This is a genomic window from Candidatus Hydrogenedentota bacterium, assembly GCA_019695095.1.
Lineage (GTDB): Bacteria > Hydrogenedentota > Hydrogenedentia > Hydrogenedentales > SLHB01 > JAIBAQ01.
In genome coordinates this window covers 1-16,780 of the sequence record JAIBAQ010000135.1, presented here as the reverse complement: position 1 = coordinate 16,780, position 16,780 = coordinate 1, and the positions used below count along the sequence as shown (strand labels likewise).

Genomic DNA, 16,780 nt, shown 5'->3' with positions numbered 1-16,780 from the left:
ATCGACGCGGCATTTGTCCGAATTAAGGGAACCGGGAGCAGCATTCGACTTAAGTTGATCGCCTTCGCCACCACCCCGTACACGGCCTCAATCAGGGAAAGGCTGTTATCGCCCAAACTTGACACCCGCGAGATTCGGCGCCTCCACACGGAGTTGTCCGAATTGGCCGCCGATGCTGTGCGAAGCGTCGTTGAGCAGGCGGGGGAGAAGGACTCTCCTCCGGATTTCGTGGCCATGCACGGTCACACGTTAGCGCATATTCCCCCGGAGAAAGGCCGATCCGAATACGGTACCCTGCAGATTGGGGATCCCGCTGTCCTGGCCCAACGGCTTAACTTGCCTGTAGTGTGCGACTTCCGCCCACGCGACATGGCTGCGGGTGGCCAGGGTGCACCCTTGGTTCCGTATGCGGACTGGATCCTCTTTCACCAAAAGGAAAAACCCGTCCTCTGTCTGAATATCGGGGGTATTGCCAACGTGACCGTCGTGACTCCCAAGCTGGAGGATGTCTTTGCATTCGATACCGGTCCCGGCAACATGCCGATCGACGGGGCCATGAGGGTGTTGTCTCGCGGAAAACACCGCATGGATGAGCACGGCTCGACGGCCGCTCACGGCGATCCCATTCAGTCGCTGTACGACACCCTCGTCGACCATCCGTACTTCAAGAAGCTCCCGCCTAAATCCACCGGGCGTGAGCTGTTCGCCGTGGAGGAGTACCTTCCCCAGGGGTTCGAGCACAATAAGGATTGGGCTCCTGAGGATGTCATCGCAACCGTGACCAAGGCCGTTGCCTTCACGATCATAGACGGTATCCAGCGTTTTGTGTTGCCGCTTCACGCGCCGGAACAACTGGTCGTGAGCGGGGGAGGTGCTCATAATCGTACTATTCGCAAGTACTTACGCGAGGCGTTTCCCTCCATTCCCCTCCGAACCAGCGACGAAGTGGGGCTCCCCGGAGACGCCCGCGAAGCCATCGCGTTTGCCATTCTCGGCAACGAAGCCGTGATGAATACCCCCGCCAACGTGCCCTCCGCGACCGGAGCGGCTCATCCCGTCGTCTTGGGCAAAATTGTCCTTCCCTGACAAACCCTTCAGTTTGGCGTATTCCCTAACCCACGGTATAATTAGGTGGGGAAGGGTTCTGTAATCATACTATCCATAGGTATTTGCCCTCCCCAAAGGGAAGGAAACGGACTCATGGAATTTATCAATACGAGCGCCATGCTCAAACCTGGAGACATTAAGACGTCTTCAAAGATTTACATGCTTTGGATGACTAGGTTTAAGGGCTACACCGTCCGCCAAGTGATTCAACACCCCAAGAAATACTCGCTTGGCCGTCTTATCTACGAGAAGACCTGGGTGCTAACGCCTTCTTGACCAATGCCATGTGAAGTAGACGTCTGCTTCACCCCTCGTCGGGCGTGAAGAATCGCCGCTCCCATTCAACGTGCAAGTGCGATATCTCCAAGTGGACGACCGCAGCAAGCCATGTATCACACATACATTACATGCCTGAGCAGTTGCATCCACCAATAGAATGGCGGGGTCCTTTGGGAACCCGATAGGTTCCCCGTGCCCATTCTTCTTCGTCTGTCACGCCATCGTGATCTATGTCAGACTCAAGATCGCGGACGGGGAGGAGCAGGGCACTGTCGAATTCTCTGCTCATATGGATGCGGTTATTGGCCACCCGGAGCTTTCCTTCTATCGGAAAATCGTCGCCGGTATTGGGGTTCTTCTCGAACCGTGGGTAGTTGCTGCTGGTTATTTGCAGACCGATTCGGTGGCCTTTGTTGAAAATCCAACTGGTGGTGCCCAGTTCAAAAGTCACCTCCACGACCTTGCCCGGGGTCATCGGTTTCGCTGGCTTGGAGAAACTCTTGCGGAACTTCAAGCGCCGGATGCTGTCCATGATGAGCACTTCCCGGTCATCACCCGCAGGGTAGACATCAATCAATTTGGCAACAAAGTCTGTGTCCGGAGCATCCGTGGATACAAAGAGCCGAATTCGGGCCGCGCCCGTGATTTCGAGCGGTTCAGAAAGCACGGGACCCGTGAACGTAAGCACGTCCGCGCGACCGCTCACGGACCGTTGATCGAACGGGCCAGCCGGTATCGTCAGATTGGCTCCCCCCACGGTCGGGCACGGGTCGGCCGGGTCATACCTGAATTCTCTCACGACTTCATTCTTATCGAGCGTTTCCGTCACCAGGTTCTGGCCAGCCAGATAGTAGGCCTTCTCCCGTGGCGGAAACGGCGGCCAACGCGTCGCGCTGCGCCATTCCATCCCCGGCGCTTCCGGGTCCTTGTCATCGCCGATCACGTAGTACCAGACTCGCGGCGTGCCCCCGAGCGCCGAGCGCTCGCCTTTCAAATAGAAATCGAACAGGTTCATGCGCTCACGAGATATCTTGAGATCCTGCACGTTCGAAGGAAATGTGAAGGCCATGTCCTTCGGAAAATCGCCGTGCGCGTTCGGCTTCATGATGAGCAACTGCTTGCCGCGCGCCTCGCCCGCTCCGTCGTACTGCCTCGCGGTGTATCCCCGAAGCGTTCCATCTCTGAAGATGTCGTACCAGGAACCTACGAACAGCCCGGGGGTGTTGATTCGTCTCGCCCTCCGTGCGACATCCAGATTCTGCCAAAATCTGTCGTAGGTGGGGTGTGACCGAAGGAGTTCCCGCGCCTTCTTGCCATCCTCACCAAACAGCCCCAACCATGCGTCGTTCTGTTCGCGACGCCAAACGCCGCCCGGATAGGCCAGATCGAAGTAAAAGTCCGTGGCAGCCGCTTCGATACTCTGGCACGTCAACAGACGTGTCGATGCGCTCAATAAAGACTGCGTGTTCCCAGGCGCCGAATAGCCTGTGCCGCCAATCTTCCCGTTGCACCACGACTGCTCCAACAGCCATTTTACGGTGTCCGCTCCGTCGCGATTCGTGCCCCAGCCCTCGTCCAGGAATCCCGTGAATGTGCCTTGGCTACCGTCTGTCCCCCGCACACTTTGGATGACCACGGCATACCCCTGCGGCACATATTTCTTGGCTTCCCCGGCACCCGCCTGCCGCGGATACGGTGAACGAATGAGAATCACGGGATAGGGGGGAGTCCCGCCTTCGGGCAGATAGACATCCGTCTTGAGAAGCGTTCCATCGCGCATCGCAACGTCCAACGTTTCTGCGTGCAGCGCGAGCGGTATAAACAGGAAGCAGATAACCAGCGTGAAAGACAATGCGCGTCGTGGACGGTACATGTGAAGGACACTCCTCAAAATGGTCTGAACATTGCCACGCATCGTAGCAGAGGGAACCGAAGAAAGGAACCTATTGCACTGAAGCGCTACTCATCGCTAGCCGGATTTCTCGCAAACACACGCGAACCTAACTCGTAACCAAAGCACTTGCGCGACCCGCAACAGATTGTGAAGCACTCTTCCATGAACAGTGTGTGTTTGCGAAAAATCTTCATGGTGTAACCTCAACGTCTTGCACGTGAGCAATTTGCATCGGTGCTGACTTGCGCCGATGCAAATTGCGGGCTAGGATTCCACTTGTCAGTGGGGAGGATGTTAAGCGTGTCTGCGAAGCGTACCAGCCGATTTCGGCAGTTTGAAATTGGGTTGCTGCTTGCGCTGGCGACAGGGATGGTCAATTCATGCTCCATGCACGGGTCATCCATAATCGTCGTGCCTGCTTCTCTCAATTTCGGCAGGAACGACACGCTCCTCGAACTCAAGATCGCCTCCAAAGCTGACCACGCGATTGAAGTCAACGTCGACAGTCGCGAGCCTTGGCTCTCTATTTCTCCCGCAATGCTAGAAATCGTGCCAGGTCAAGAACCCATCCTCGTGTCAGTTCAGATTGCCAAGCATCTGATGAAGCCGGCCGGAAACGCCGGCGCCATTCGCGTGCAGGCTCGCGGCTTGGCTGGCATCGATATTCCCGTGACTGCCGACGTTATGATTGCCGCCGATTTCACCCGGGAGCCTGACCAAGTCGTACTGGGGCGTCCGATCTCCTTCAGGAACACAACACGGGCCGTGTCGGGCCTCAAGGGAACGCTGAAGTACCGGTGGGAATTCGGCGACGGAGTCGTCAGTACAGAGCAGAACCCTATTCACGCGTACCGGTCCCCTGGGGTGTACACAGTCAGTCTGGAGGTCCAGTCTGCCGAGTACTCCGACACCCGGAGCTGGGAGAAGTGCACTGAGGTTCTCCGCCCTCAAGGCCCCGTCGCCGACTTTTCCGCCTCAACGCGGACTCCGGTACCGGGCCAACCTGTCCAGTTCATCGATCTATCCATACCCGGCACCGGCACAATCAAGGAATGGCTTTGGGACTTCGGGGACGGCTCGCTCAGCTTCCTGCAGCGGCCGTCTCACGTCTACACCGCCGCCGCCGTTTACGACGTTTACCTCGCCGTGACGACATCGTACGGCACCGATACCGAGATTAAAATCGGTTACATCGATGGAAGGAAAACTCTGGATTCTGAACCACTGGAATCGGGCGAGACTCAGACTCCAGACGTAGCGCCGATATCGCCGCAACCGTAGCCGTCTCCCCACCCGCCAGATTCTCTTCCATGCCCACTTGGGCACCTCTCAACAGAAACAAAATGTTTCCTTTAGAAACACTAGTGTTTCTAATACGTTTCAACTATGACTTGGCAAACACTCACTTCCAGGCAGGTCGTCACGAGAGTATTTGATATATTGAGCGTTTTCGGGAGCGCAAACGCTTGTTAGCGATGCTCTTGCGTCTTCAGAATCGGCCGGATTCTCCACTCGGCGTTCTCGCCGAAACGCATCTGGGCTTGGCCGCGATAGCCAGCGTGGCCTGCGAATGTTCCCCCATAAACCGCGCGTACCGCATAGAACTGCGCAAGGACAATACATAGGCTCGCGGCGACTCCAAGGGTTAGCATACGCAAGAAATCGGATGCCGAATAGATGTCCTCTCCAGAGACGACCACCATGTCTTCGTCCTTGGGAGTAAGCAACACGAGCAGCGTAGCGAGTAATGCATTTATTACAATCACCCATTCTGTCAGAATACGTTGCTCTGTAAATCCGACCAACGCCCGTTCGAAGTTGGCTATTATGATCGTCCATAGCAAACCCAAATAGAGCAATTGTCCACGACCCAAGCTGGAATTGGGTATCAATGCCAGGGGGCGGCGTGTGTGGCCAATTAACAGCACCAGGATAACGACTGCAAAGAGAAGGTAAGTTATATTAAACCAAGCACTTGACGAGAATTGCAGGTTTTCGCCTAATCCGCCGATCAAGGGTACGCGCATCTGCTCAGGCACGACCTTTGCCTCATTTGCCCAGACCGTGACATTCTTGAAGACATTCACGTAAGGGATGAGGAGTATCACAAATGCCGCCGCCACCACGGACGTCCAGCGGCGCGGCACATAGTGGTCTTCATCGGGGTCAAAGAAGGATAGCCGAGTCGACAATAGCCCCATCGCCAGTGCGATGCCGAGGCCATTGATAAATCCGTAGCTTTGCTCCAAGAAACTGTGCCAGTTTGCGCCCTGCCAGAATACCCAGAACGGATCGCTTGCGGCATCTGGCGCGAGATTCGGGTTGCCCAGCGATACCATCATCAACTTCAACCACGCGGCCCCCGAGAAGCCAAGTCCACCGACAATACCACTCAGGATTCCCGTGTATGCCACAGGCCTTAAACCTTTTCGGAAACAATAGATAACTGCACCCAGGAAGACACCGGTGATACCGGCCCAATCGTCCCCGCGAGGTGGCGTCAGCCGAAGCCCTCCCCAATTCTCCAGCGCAAAGGCATCGGGAGAGATAGCCCCGCCAGACAGACTGGCAACCCCGGTGACCGCGATTCGAACTATCACGGGGCCGAGAACAGGCACGAGCAGGAAGACTGCAAACCAACCTAGCGCCATGTGAAGATAGAGGGACGCGCCAGACCGCCATTGGCCGAATAAGGCGAAATAGAGTGCGACTCCAATGAGCCCACCGACTGCCAGTCCCAAGTGAGCGTGAATATCCGAGAAAAACTGAGGCCAATTCGTCATCAGGGCGGCCGGTTCAAAGCGAGACGTATCCCCCTGATAAACAACGAGATAGCGGGCTAACTGCGGCGTTACGTGGAGCTGCTGCAATTGGCCGTCAGCCAACCATCCCAACCCACCCCCTAGCACTGGCAAGAGAATCAGGCAAGGGATTTCAAGCAGAGGCTTGGAAAACCCGCGTCTCAGCCTGTCCCAAAGGTCATATAGACAGATAGCAGCGAGTGCGCAAAGCGCCTGGAGCCAATCCGAGTCAAACCAGTAGAATGGGTTCTGATGCCGAAGTGCCGATTTGTCGAACTCACCGTCTCCCCACACCGCCGCTTTGTAGAACTTCGCAAGCGGTTCTTCGCCAAACTTCAGGATTGTCCAAATCGCGAAAATCCAGAGTAGGGGTTTGAGAAGTTCGTCGAGCCGTTTCCTGTCGGCCACAGCGGGTAGCGCGGTACCCGATCCGCCGAGACCTGCCCACAGGAAGCCGATCCAGAAAAGAGCGATGAAACCGTATAGCTGTGAAGGGGCGTGCCCGGAATGCGTGTAGCTGATGACTTGCATGTAGGAGATTGAGCCGCCGAACCCCCAACCCAAGGCTCCAAACATACCGAAGAAGACGACCCGCCTCCTCCAGTCTTCGCGGCCCGAAAGTATACAGACTGCGATGGCTGTCAGTGCACCGGGGATCATGGCGCCATACTCGTGACCGAAGTTCCCCCGGATTCCCCAACCGATGGACAGCGAAAGGGCGGCCAGCAGGAAGGTGCGCCAGCGCATCCCTGGTGCATGTATCGAACTCATAGATTCTCCATTCTGGTTTGCGCCGCCGCTAGCCGAAGCGTCACCTCCTCGGGGGCCAAGTCTCTCCCCTCAGAAAGACGTTCTGAATGACTCCCAGCATCTGGCTTGCACGTGCCGAGCTGGTGTGGTGCTCTCTAAGGTGCACCCTGCCTGCCTCTGCAATGGTACGGGCTTCATCGGTATGCGCGAGAAAGTACTGGAGTCTATCGGTCAGGTGCTCCAGGTCGTCGAAGTAGACTGCATGTCGACCATCTTCAAAGGGGTGAGGAATATGGATGGGCAAATGCTCGGACAACAGCATGCAACCGTGCGCGGGCAGTTCCCAATAACGAACTGTATCGAAGCCATAACCACACAAATTGAGTCCAATTTGCGCATTTCTGATGACTTCACTGTATTCTATTTGCGAATAACGACGATTGAAGTCCTGTCCAAGTAGCGCTTCCACGTGCTCGAGAATAGGCCGCCGTGAACCGTAAATCCGGTGACCCGCCCAGAAAAGGGGGTGTGTGCGGCTCACCGGCAGACTCTCGGGAATGCGGGACTCGGGATACCCGAAGGGAAGCGAGACGGTGTGCGGACCGTAGTCGTGGCAAAGCAACTTCTCCCGTTTGAAATACCCTTGCGCACTCGCAACCCCGAGAAAATCCAGGGTCTCCCTGAAGTTGTCCATGGGGTCGTCCTGCTGGTCTACGATGAAGAGGGGAACGCCGCATGCAGCCTGACAGACTCGCTGTGCCAGGCCTCTCGGCAGCGACCGGTCAAGGTCTCCAAACAACACCGCGTCGAATGCTCCATCCTGCAGAAGACGCACGACCTCCTGCTCCGAAATAGGTGCACCGCTTCGATTGAAGCAGCACGGGTAATCGGCGAGCTCAACAGGCGCCTCTCCGTGCAGAGTGGGCTTCCACGGAAAGTCAGTGACGTTTTGGTCGCCCAGAACGGCACACAGCCCGTCGAAGAGAATGTCCAATCCATAATGCGGACGCTGCGGGAGTATGAAGAGAAGACGGGGAAGGTGAGGCACGGTGGGTCGCCATACCGGTGGGTCCGGCTCATAGGGCAGGCTGACCTCGGCCTGGGCGAGTACCTCAATCCGTTGATTCACCTCGTCAATAGGCACTCGACTTTGGATCAGCTTGAGAACCCTGCATGCCGCTCCTGGATCGCCGATTCTTCTCCAGAACTCGGACTGGCAGATATAAGGCAGATGGAGGTCCGGCGCACAGGAAATCGCCTCAAAGAAATGGACTTGAGACTGGAAAAATCGCCGCAACCTGCCTGAGGGGTCTGCCGTGCGGTCCCAAGATAACAGGCACAACATCCGCTCTGCGGCGACCTGAGCCCGGACAGTCGGATTCTGAAGCAAGGCATCTGGAATCAGGTTGAGAATCTCGAACGAGCGAGCGGCATATCCCTGAGCGAAGAGGTCGCGCGCGTGGGTAAGCGGGTTGTACTCAGGGCGAACGGCAGTGATGACGAAGCCGCATGCACCTGCAGTAGCTTGCCCATTCTGGCCCTGCATCTCGAGTTCGCGAACCAAATAGGGGATGAGCCCTGCATCACCTATCCATTTGGCGGCCTCTTCGGCGGCCGCGGCATCCCCAGCGCCTGACGGTCCTGCCTGAATCCAAATCAGATAGCCCCGGTCCGCCATAATCGACTTCAGGGATTGGAGGGTACTCACAATGGCGTTGCCTCGAAACAACTCCGCATTGATAACAATTGCGTCCAACGGGGCGGCAACTTCTCCCACGGCATCGGGAGCGACAACCACGACGGACGCGGAGGCTCTCTGAGACAGGGTTCCGGCCAGTGCCGAGTCACCGCGATCGACGATCAGAATGCTTCGCGCCGCGTGGGGAATTAGCGAAGCCAATTCTCCAGACAGGGGCGATAAAGCAGAAGACAACTCCATTCCCATCTCCCGTATTCGTGGCCGGTGTGCAGTCGGCGGATACCCTAACACACTCGGTCGGCGCAAGGAAGGAATTCAACCCCGACCTGGACTGTTTGACACAAGAAGAATGCGATCGCCGGCCAGGTCGGACGCCAGGCAGACTGTGAAGTCCGCTTGACCTCTCGCGGTTCTTACCTACGGCGTTCATAGGCAAATCGGGAGAACACACTGTGTCAGAAATTCACTTGGTGCCGCTTGTTATGCGGTGGATGCACATACTTGCCGCGATTACCGCCGTTGGAGGAGTCACGTTTCTGCGGTTCGTGCTGATTCCCGCTGCGGAGCGCGTCCTGGACGACTCGGCCCACGCGAAACTTCGCGAGTCCGTCATCAAGCGCTGGCAGAAACTGGTGCACCTCTGCATCCTTCTATTCCTTGTCAGCGGGTTCTACAACTACCTGATGATTACGCGACACGACCATGCGGGACAGGCCCTCTATCATGCCTTGTTTGGGATCAAGTTCCTGCTGGCGCTTGGAGTGTTCGCGTTGGCCGTAGCGTTGACTTCGCTCAAGCAATGGTCCGCTGGTTTGCGCGCGAAATCAAAGACCTGGCTGGCCGTGCTTTTCATCATGGCCGTGGGAATTGTGCTCATTTCCAGCACGATGAAACAGTTGCCAAAAACGACTGTGCCCCCGATTGCGCCCGCCCCGGCCGCCAATACGTAGTCAGGGGGTTTCACGAGCGGGCAATTACGAGCGAACTCAGTCCGATTATCCAAGAAACATAATCACCTCCGGAACAGTGCCCCGGAGGTGATTCATTTCGTCTAGGTATTGGTACCGGACTGCGCAACCGCGATCACGGACCCCATTCATCCTCGGGCGTCTCTTCGATATCTTCAACGCCCTCGTCGGAATCAAGCACAAGATCTTCTGTGCCTTCCGCGACATCGGCATCGGCCTCAACGCCGGCGGTATCCAGATCCGGGGTCTCCAAAGCGGGCTCGAATTCCTCGTCTGCTTCCGCCTCAACTTCTTCGAATTCCTCGTCTCCGCTGATACCTTCTTCCAGCTCCGTTGCGGCCTCGATATCTTCGATATCCGGAACAAGGACTTCATCCTCGGACATAACCGACGGAGACAGAATTGCGGGCAGACGCCGCGCACCTTTTCTCAACGACGGCCGCTTAACCGCCCGGTCTTCAGACATGCCCATTCTGACGAGTTCAATATCGTCGTACACATCTTTGGGGCAGTTCTCGTCTTTTGGGCACTTGAATCCGAGCTTCTCTGCGCCCCACTCGGTAAACCGGCGACCGCACTTCGGACATGTGTACTTCACCGCCATCGCGGATATCCCTTTCTTTATCTAACTAGAATATATACTGGAAAGGCTCGAACCGCCAATCCAAGGCGGCGGATTATAACAAATGGTGTTGCCCAAGGGAAGTGAACTGTTTGCGATGATCCCAGTGCGTCATCTTGGTGTCCCAACGAGCGAGAGAACCGGAAAACTGCCGGATGCGACAACAAAGAAATACGGCACGACACAAGGTGTGAACCTCGTCTCGTGCCGTACAATTGACAGCCTTCTTCAGATCGCCCGGTACCCGTGCGAACGACGGTAGCGCACTGCGTATAGGCCAACTGCCAGCGCCAAACTGACCACCGCCAACGTGCTGCATGCCACGATCGTTGTGAGCAACAAGGCATGAGACTTCATCAAGACCATGATGATCTGCGTGAAGTAACCCATACCGCCTGGCAAGATTCCGCCAAGCCACGCCACGAAGAACGAGAAGAAGGGAACTGCAAACAGGGATGCGCCCAACGCCATAAACACCAAGACGCTCGCCGCAAACCGGAATTGCCGCCCGCGCTGCTCGGCATCCTCCATGGCAGTCCCTTGAACGCGCTCCAGGACACGCAAATGGAACTCTGCCGGTACCGTCCGTAACGGCTCGGATTTCAGCGCATCCTCGATCACTTCGTCCAAGTCACGCATACGTGTCGGATTCATGTACTTTTATCTCCTTCTCGACTATTTTCCGCAATTGGAGCCGGGCGCGATGCATCCATGTCTTCAGGGTACCCATCGGGATATTCATGGTCTCCGCTATTTCCTCGTAGGGGACCTCCTGAAGGTAATACAACGTCATGATGGCTGCGTACCGCTCGGGCAACTTCGTCACGCACCGGCGAATCAACTCCGGCAAGTCCGAGGTTTCCTCGGGATCCTTCGCGGCGTCCGCAACCGTATCGAGCGTCAGTTCGACTTCCGCTCGACGTTTCCTTCGATTCAACTCCGTTAGACAGACACTGCACGTTACTCGGTACAGCCACGTCGAAAAGCTGCAATCGCCTCTAAACCCGTTCAGCAGCCGATACGCTTTGACGAAGGCTTCCTGAGCCATGTCTTCCGCCATGGCGGGGTCCCGCATGAACCGGTATGCCAAGTTGTAGACTACCCGTTCGTGACGGCGGACTAACTCCGAAAATGCCTCGGTATCGCCTGTCTTGGTCCGAGCGACCAGAGCCAGATCGTTGTCTTCGGTCATGGTTCCGTTGTGCGTGCTGGGCCACACGGCTGTACTTGGTGTTAACACAGAGCCACCCGTACTTGGGAGTATCCGAAACACCGAGAGACTCGCCCACAAGCGAACTCCGCGCGGCGATGATTGGCCCGTTGGCCATGCCCCGCCCATGAAGCGTCACTTGCCTTCAATGTACCCATCAGTAGACGGTCAATCAACCGCCCGTCTCCTTCGCATTGGGAACCTTACCCAGACTAAAGCCTCTGGACATCTATTGTTATGACTCCCAGACGCGGCACGTGGTTTCACCTTCGGTATGAGGAGGGCTGAGAAGAGGGTAGGGAAGGGATTCTGAAACCTCCAGGAAGGGCCCGGAGTCCAATAATCAGAAGGACGGGACAGGTCAAGTTAGATGTCCTTCCAGAGTGTACCGCATGGTATACTTGAAATCGAAGTTGGTGTCTCCTCTACTCAGTTGAACCGTTGCTCTTTCGGCGGGGCGCTTCTAGAAGGGCCAATTCCAGCGTAAAAGAAAACCTCCTTTTCTTGTACTCTCTGCGAGGCGCCCCGCCGAACCCTTCGCGCTTCATCTGCAATTCGGTTCGCACTTCCCCAAAATCCCCTTTAAAATGCCTCTCACTCGTTTTCCAAGTCACATTGCCACAGTCCGCAATTTGCAGCGGCGCGATTGAGCGCCGACGCAAATTGCTCGCGTGCAAGACGTTGAGGTTTTTCCATGAGGATTTCTCGCGAACACACTCTGCTTTCGGAGAACCGCTTTGTCTTTCGTCGCAAGTCTCGCAAACACACTGGTTGCGAGAGAGGTTCAAGTGTGTTCGTGAGAAATCCGGGTTAGCCATTTGAAGGGAATTGAGCATTGCGTGGCGCTGAAAACCTACGCTCGAGGATTGCAACCCGTGGATGGGCGAAACAGGCGTTCGGCTCCCAATTGGAGGACAATAAGGAAACCCTCCAACGCGATGCTTAGGTTCAGCTTGGACTTTCCCCGCTGCCGCTCATAGAACACGATCGGCACGTCCTTTAGGCGAAACCCCTTGCGCCACGCGCGGAAACTGGTCTCGATCTGAAAGCAATAGCCATTCGACCGGATTTGCGACAGGTCAATTGCACGCAGGACTTCCAGCCGGTAGCACTTGAAACCACCCGTACTGTCCGTCAGCGGCAAACCCGTCACGATGCGGGCGTAGGTACTGGCCAACTTGCTGATAATAAGACGGCTCAAGGGCCAATTCACGACGCTGACCCCGTTCGTATATCGCGAGCCGACGGCCAAGTCTGCTTCCTTGACTGCCTCCAGCAACGAGGGGAGGAGGGAGGGGTCATGGCTGAAATCGGCGTCCATCTGAATGAAGCAGCGCGCGTCTGGCCAAAGTTGCATCGCGTGTTGATAGCCGGCTGCATAGGCAGCCCCCAGTCCCTGCTTTTCAGGACGATGCAGCACAGCCACTTTCTCGGGGCTCTCAGCGGCGAGTGTATCGGCAATCTCGCCGGTTCCATCCGGTGAGTTGTCGTCCACAACCAGGACCTTCACGTCCGGCAATACCTCGCGCACCCGCACAGTTAGGGGAGCCAGGTTCTCGCACTCGTTGTACGTCGGAATAACGACCACTACCCCCAGACCGGTATCCATACTCTGATCGTCTTCAAGAACCATTCATACTCCTTCAACCCTGCTGCGAATTGGTCCCAGGTTCACTTCCTCTCATGTAGATGACTGCAAACGGCGGACTCCCGCAAGTATGGTGTCGTGCACCAAGCGGTTGCTGCAAATGAGTACAGGCGGCATTTTCCGAATGGGCTTGTTGTACCTCAGTGCTTCATTGTTCGTGTCCGTCATCCTTCCGCCTGCTTCCTCAATAGCGATACTGGCCCACGCATAGTCGTGCTCGCCGGTACTTGGCGATGTCTGAACGACGCAACCTTCCGTCTCTCCCGTGATGACTCGAAAGACCTCCAGAGCGTTGTTCTTGATTACCTGGGGTGCCGTATTCAGCGATTGAAACGGACCCGGTTTACACGCAACTTTCGCTTGAGCGCCAGTCACAGGCGACACACGGACGCGCCGGCCATTAACGAAAGCCCCTTCACCACGCTTGCTAGCGAGAAGGATGTCCATCTTGGGGAAGTACGCTACGGACTCCTCGGCTATACCATCCACTACGAGCGCCGCAAGGACTCCGAACTCCGGTTTGCGCGCCGCGAAATAGGATGTGCCGTCGATGGGATCGATGATCCAGACCCGGCGCGATTCGGACCGCCTCGGGTCATCCTCAGTCTCCTCAGAAAGCAGACAATCCTCGGGATACCGTTGGCCAAGCTGTTCGCGCAGGAATCGATCCACCGCCAAATCCGCCGTTGTCACGGGCGAACCGTCGGGCTTGGTCTTCACTTCAAACGTGCCTTCAAAGAAATCCAGGGCAATTTGCCCGGCATGCCGCATTGTCTCAATCAACCACGCGTCCATTCGAAATCTCTCACTACCCGTATTGATAGAAGAAGGGGGACACTCTCGTTCCTCCTCCAATCAGAGGAATCGAAGGCGGAAAACAGGGGCAGACACGTCTCCGCTTCGCTGCGCTTGCGTCAGTCCCTGTTTTCGAGTGTCCCGCCCCTATAGTTTGGGGAAAACAGGGACAGACACGTCTCCGCTCCGCTACGCTTGTGTCAGTCCCTGTTTTCGAGTGTCCCGCCGCTATTGACTCTTCCTTGGGTCAACCAGTATGACGCCTTGACTGCAATTCACAACACTGGAGTCTGTAGGACTCACCCCTCCAATTTCCAGCCTTTACGATAGGACCGTTTCAGCAAAGCATCGGCCTCGGGACTGTTGGTGACCTTCCCAGCGGCCCCGTCGTACTCGATCTTCTTCCCTACGCGGTACGCGACCAGCCCAAGCAGCAGTTGTTCGATCATTGTACCGCTGTAGTCGAAATTGCAGGTCGTCTTCAGCGACCCCTTGCACGCATTGGTCCACTCTTTCTGGAAGTGCCCCAGCGGCGGGAAGACGGTCTCCTTCGTGCGCGGCTTGTACTGCGTCATGTCGGAGGCATCGCCTTCCGGGACCAGGATGCGGCTACCAAAATCGGTAATGAGATAGCCTTTCGAGCCTTTGAACATCGCCCCGTGATCGATTTCATTCAAGTTGATGTATTTCCGCGGCGATTCCGGCATCGAGCCACCCTGATGCCAGGTTACGCGGATCGCGGGCCGCCACGAATTCGCGGGATGCTCAAACGTTGCCATCAGCTTCACCGGCGTGACCTCGGGGTTAAACGGATCGCCGGTGGCTTCCGCGGATGTCGGCAGACCCGCATCGATAGCCGCCCACGCAAGGTCCATCGTATGGCTGCCCATGTCGCCCACCTGGCCGCTGCCGAAATCCCAATACATGTTCCAGGACAGGCAATTTGCGCCGGTCTGACCCGAGAAATAGGCGGGGTTATAGGGGTGGAATGGGGAAGGGCCAAGCCAAAGATCGTAGTGCAACGTCTTCGGTGGATTGCCTTCGGCGGGCAGATAACCCGGCTTCGGTATCTGACGGTTGCCCCAAGCGTGCACTTCCTGCAATTCACCCACCGCGCCGTCACGAATCAGTTCGCTCACGCGATTGAAATTCTCAATCGCGTGACGCTGCATTCCAACCTGCGTCGCCAACTTGTCCTTCTTCGCGAGATACTTCGCGCGGACCACGCGCGCCTCCTCGACGCTGTTCGCCAGCGGCTTCTCGCAATACACATGCAAATCCCGGTTCAACGCCCAATTCGATACAAATGCATGCGTGAAGTCAGTCGTGCAGCAAATGACCGCATCAAGGTCCTTCTGATCCAGGCATTTCCGCCAATCCACATACTTCTTTGCTTTGGGGAAAACCTCGGCGGCCATCGCGAGGTGATTCTCGTCCACATCGCACAATGCCACGACATTTTCATCCGCCAACGATTGATAATGGGCCGTTGCGCGCCCGTGCGCCCCGATCATCGCGATATTCAATTTGTTACTGGGCGCATTAGCCCCCAAAAACGTTCCGCTGGGGAGAATCAGCAATCCGGCGCCTGCCGCCGACGTGGACTTCAGAAACTCACGCCGCGACACCCCCCGGCCGCGATCGGTCGCATGAGAACTCGTATTGCTCGCTTTCTGCATGGTCAATCCATCCTGTTTCTGTTGATATACCCCGCCTCACCCAATACCCCGTCATCGATTTCCGTGCGCAATCGACTCTCAACGGCTACACAGACATGGCATTCTCCCGTCAGTGCCCGGCAATGTCAATATTCGGACCGGTCCGAATTCTCAGATAGCGGTTATCTTGACTGGAAAGTCCCATTTTCAACTCGGTGGCCCGGCAGGTTGCGTGAAGTGACAAGAAAATGGATCGAACTCCCCAGGTCTGCTACAATACCTACGTCCTCAATTCTACCTTGCGCGCCCGTAGCTCAGGGGATAGAGCATTTGCCTCCGGAGCAAAGGGTCGGACGTTCGAATCGTCTCGGGCGCGCCATTTCTTTTTATCTCCCGAACTCCACGCCACTCCGTTCAATTCGCCGGGGGAATCCAGTCAAGAATGCAGCGAAGGCGGGACTGACCCAAGCGAAATGCAGTGGAGACGGGTCTTTCCCTGGCCTTTGCCTCAACCGCGGCGTGCCGCTTCGATTGCCGCGATGTCGATCTTTTTCATGGTCATCATCGCATCGAACGCGCGCTTTGCCGCGGCGGGATCGGGATCTTTGAGCGCTTCTGTCAGTGCGATTGGGGTAATTTGCCAGTTCACACCCCATTTGTCCTTGCACCATCCGCACGCGCTCTCTTCGCCGCCGTTGTCGACGATGGCATTGTAGTAACGATCCGTTTCGGCTTGGTCTTCGGTTGCGACCTGAAACGAGAACGCCCAGTTGTGCTTGACCTCCGGTCCGCCGTTGAGTCCGAGGCATGGAATGCCTATCACGGTAAACTCGACCGTCAATACATCCCCTTTCTTGCCAGACGGAAAGTCTCCCGGGGCGCGGTACACCGCTCCCACGGAAGAATCGGGAAACGTGTTCGCATAAAATCGCGCCGCGTCTTCAGCGCCGCCGTCATACCAAAGGCAAATCGTGTTCTTTGCTGGTTTTGCCATGTCACCACTCCATCGTTTGAGTTACCCGAAGACGAAGACAGCGAATCGTTCGCTGTTGAAAAGCTCCGGATAGGCGGACAGCCCTGCGTCAATAGTAAGCAGTTGCCGCATCGCAGTCCAGAGTGTGGATATATGGCTGCCGACAGCACCGTCACCGCCATACTGCAAATAGGGGAGAGATGAGGGGGCCAAATCGTGGTCCCTAGATTTCCCCCTTTATCTCCCGTATTTTCAGGGCGGCATACTCTTCGATTGCTTGTTCGCTATAGCCGAATCTGCCGAGCACGCGGTGCATATGTTCACCGTAGAATGGATGCTTCACGGGTCGTACTCCCCATTGAGTGGAACGTTGATT

At 56.4% G+C, this 16,780-nt stretch carries 14 protein-coding genes and 1 tRNA gene; 5 read left to right on the top strand and 10 right to left on the bottom strand.

Annotated elements, in window-relative coordinates:
- Both K1Y02_18735 and K1Y02_18730 read left to right on the top strand, forming a co-directional pair.
- Positions 1-1,086, top strand: a 1,086-nt coding sequence (locus K1Y02_18735) for an anhydro-N-acetylmuramic acid kinase (GenBank protein ID MBX7258407.1), incomplete at its 5' end; no start/stop codon positions are given.
- 114 nt (positions 1,087-1,200) lie between these two features.
- A complete protein-coding gene (locus K1Y02_18730) occupies positions 1,201-1,383 on the top strand; it encodes a hypothetical protein (GenBank protein ID MBX7258406.1) in 183 nt (60 codons plus the stop codon).
- 127 nt (positions 1,384-1,510) lie between these two features.
- On the opposite strand, the gene K1Y02_18725 is transcribed toward K1Y02_18730, so the two are convergent.
- Complete coding sequence (locus tag K1Y02_18725; protein ID MBX7258405.1) at positions 1,511-3,259, bottom strand: CocE/NonD family hydrolase; 1,749 nt, start codon at positions 3,257-3,259, stop codon at positions 1,511-1,513.
- 321 nt (positions 3,260-3,580) lie between these two features.
- Here K1Y02_18725 and K1Y02_18720 point away from each other — a divergent pair, with 321 nt between their 5' ends.
- Positions 3,581-4,561 carry a PKD domain-containing protein gene (locus K1Y02_18720; GenBank protein MBX7258404.1) on the top strand — a complete coding sequence of 327 codons (981 nt, stop codon included), beginning with the start codon at positions 3,581-3,583 and terminating at the stop codon, positions 4,559-4,561.
- A gap of 188 nt (positions 4,562-4,749) precedes the next feature.
- Here K1Y02_18720 and K1Y02_18715 read toward each other — a convergent pair whose 3' ends face one another.
- Complete coding sequence (locus tag K1Y02_18715; GenBank protein MBX7258403.1) at positions 4,750-6,852, bottom strand: hypothetical protein; 2,103 nt, start codon at positions 6,850-6,852, stop codon at positions 4,750-4,752.
- 40 nt (positions 6,853-6,892) lie between these two features.
- Positions 6,893-8,770 carry a glycosyltransferase gene (locus K1Y02_18710; protein ID MBX7258402.1) on the bottom strand — a complete coding sequence of 626 codons (1,878 nt, stop codon included), beginning with the start codon at positions 8,768-8,770 and terminating at the stop codon, positions 6,893-6,895.
- Positions 8,771-8,982: 212 nt separating this feature from the next.
- On the opposite strand from K1Y02_18710, the gene K1Y02_18705 reads away from it, so the two are divergent.
- Positions 8,983-9,480 (top strand): hypothetical protein, encoded by a 498-nt coding sequence (locus K1Y02_18705; protein ID MBX7258401.1) that lies wholly within the window; start codon positions 8,983-8,985, stop codon positions 9,478-9,480.
- 133 nt (positions 9,481-9,613) lie between these two features.
- Here the strand turns inward: K1Y02_18705 and K1Y02_18700 are convergent, their stop codons facing one another.
- The 6 genes from K1Y02_18700 to K1Y02_18675 all read right to left on the bottom strand — a co-directional run bounded on the left by K1Y02_18700 (position 9,614) and on the right by K1Y02_18675 (position 15,452).
- Entirely contained in the window at positions 9,614-10,102 is a 489-nt protein-coding gene (locus K1Y02_18700) for a hypothetical protein (protein MBX7258400.1), read from the bottom strand.
- 246 nt (positions 10,103-10,348) lie between these two features.
- Positions 10,349-10,774, bottom strand: a complete 426-nt coding sequence (locus tag K1Y02_18695; GenBank protein ID MBX7258399.1) for a hypothetical protein — start codon at positions 10,772-10,774, stop codon at positions 10,349-10,351.
- The gene (locus K1Y02_18690; GenBank protein MBX7258398.1) at positions 10,752-11,360 is read right to left on the bottom strand and encodes an RNA polymerase sigma factor; all 609 of its coding nucleotides are present in this window, start codon (positions 11,358-11,360) and stop codon (positions 10,752-10,754) included. Before K1Y02_18690 ends, K1Y02_18695 begins: the two co-directional genes overlap by 23 nt.
- Before the next feature lie 823 nt (positions 11,361-12,183).
- Positions 12,184-12,939, bottom strand: a complete 756-nt coding sequence (locus K1Y02_18685) for a polyprenol monophosphomannose synthase (protein ID MBX7258397.1) — start codon at positions 12,937-12,939, stop codon at positions 12,184-12,186.
- 72 nt (positions 12,940-13,011) lie between these two features.
- Complete coding sequence (locus K1Y02_18680) at positions 13,012-13,773, bottom strand: hypothetical protein (GenBank protein ID MBX7258396.1); 762 nt, start codon at positions 13,771-13,773, stop codon at positions 13,012-13,014.
- Between the two features lie 299 nt (positions 13,774-14,072).
- Positions 14,073-15,452: a Gfo/Idh/MocA family oxidoreductase gene (locus K1Y02_18675; GenBank protein MBX7258395.1), complete on the bottom strand. Its 1,380-nt coding sequence runs from the start codon at positions 15,450-15,452 to the stop codon at positions 14,073-14,075.
- Positions 15,453-15,734: 282 nt separating this feature from the next.
- On the opposite strand from K1Y02_18675, the gene K1Y02_18670 reads away from it, so the two are divergent.
- Positions 15,735-15,810: transfer RNA gene (locus K1Y02_18670), tRNA-Arg, on the top strand.
- A gap of 129 nt (positions 15,811-15,939) precedes the next feature.
- Here K1Y02_18670 and K1Y02_18665 read toward each other — a convergent pair.
- Entirely contained in the window at positions 15,940-16,425 is a 486-nt protein-coding gene (locus K1Y02_18665) for a VOC family protein (GenBank protein MBX7258394.1), read from the bottom strand.
- Between the last annotated feature and the right edge of the window lie 355 nt (positions 16,426-16,780).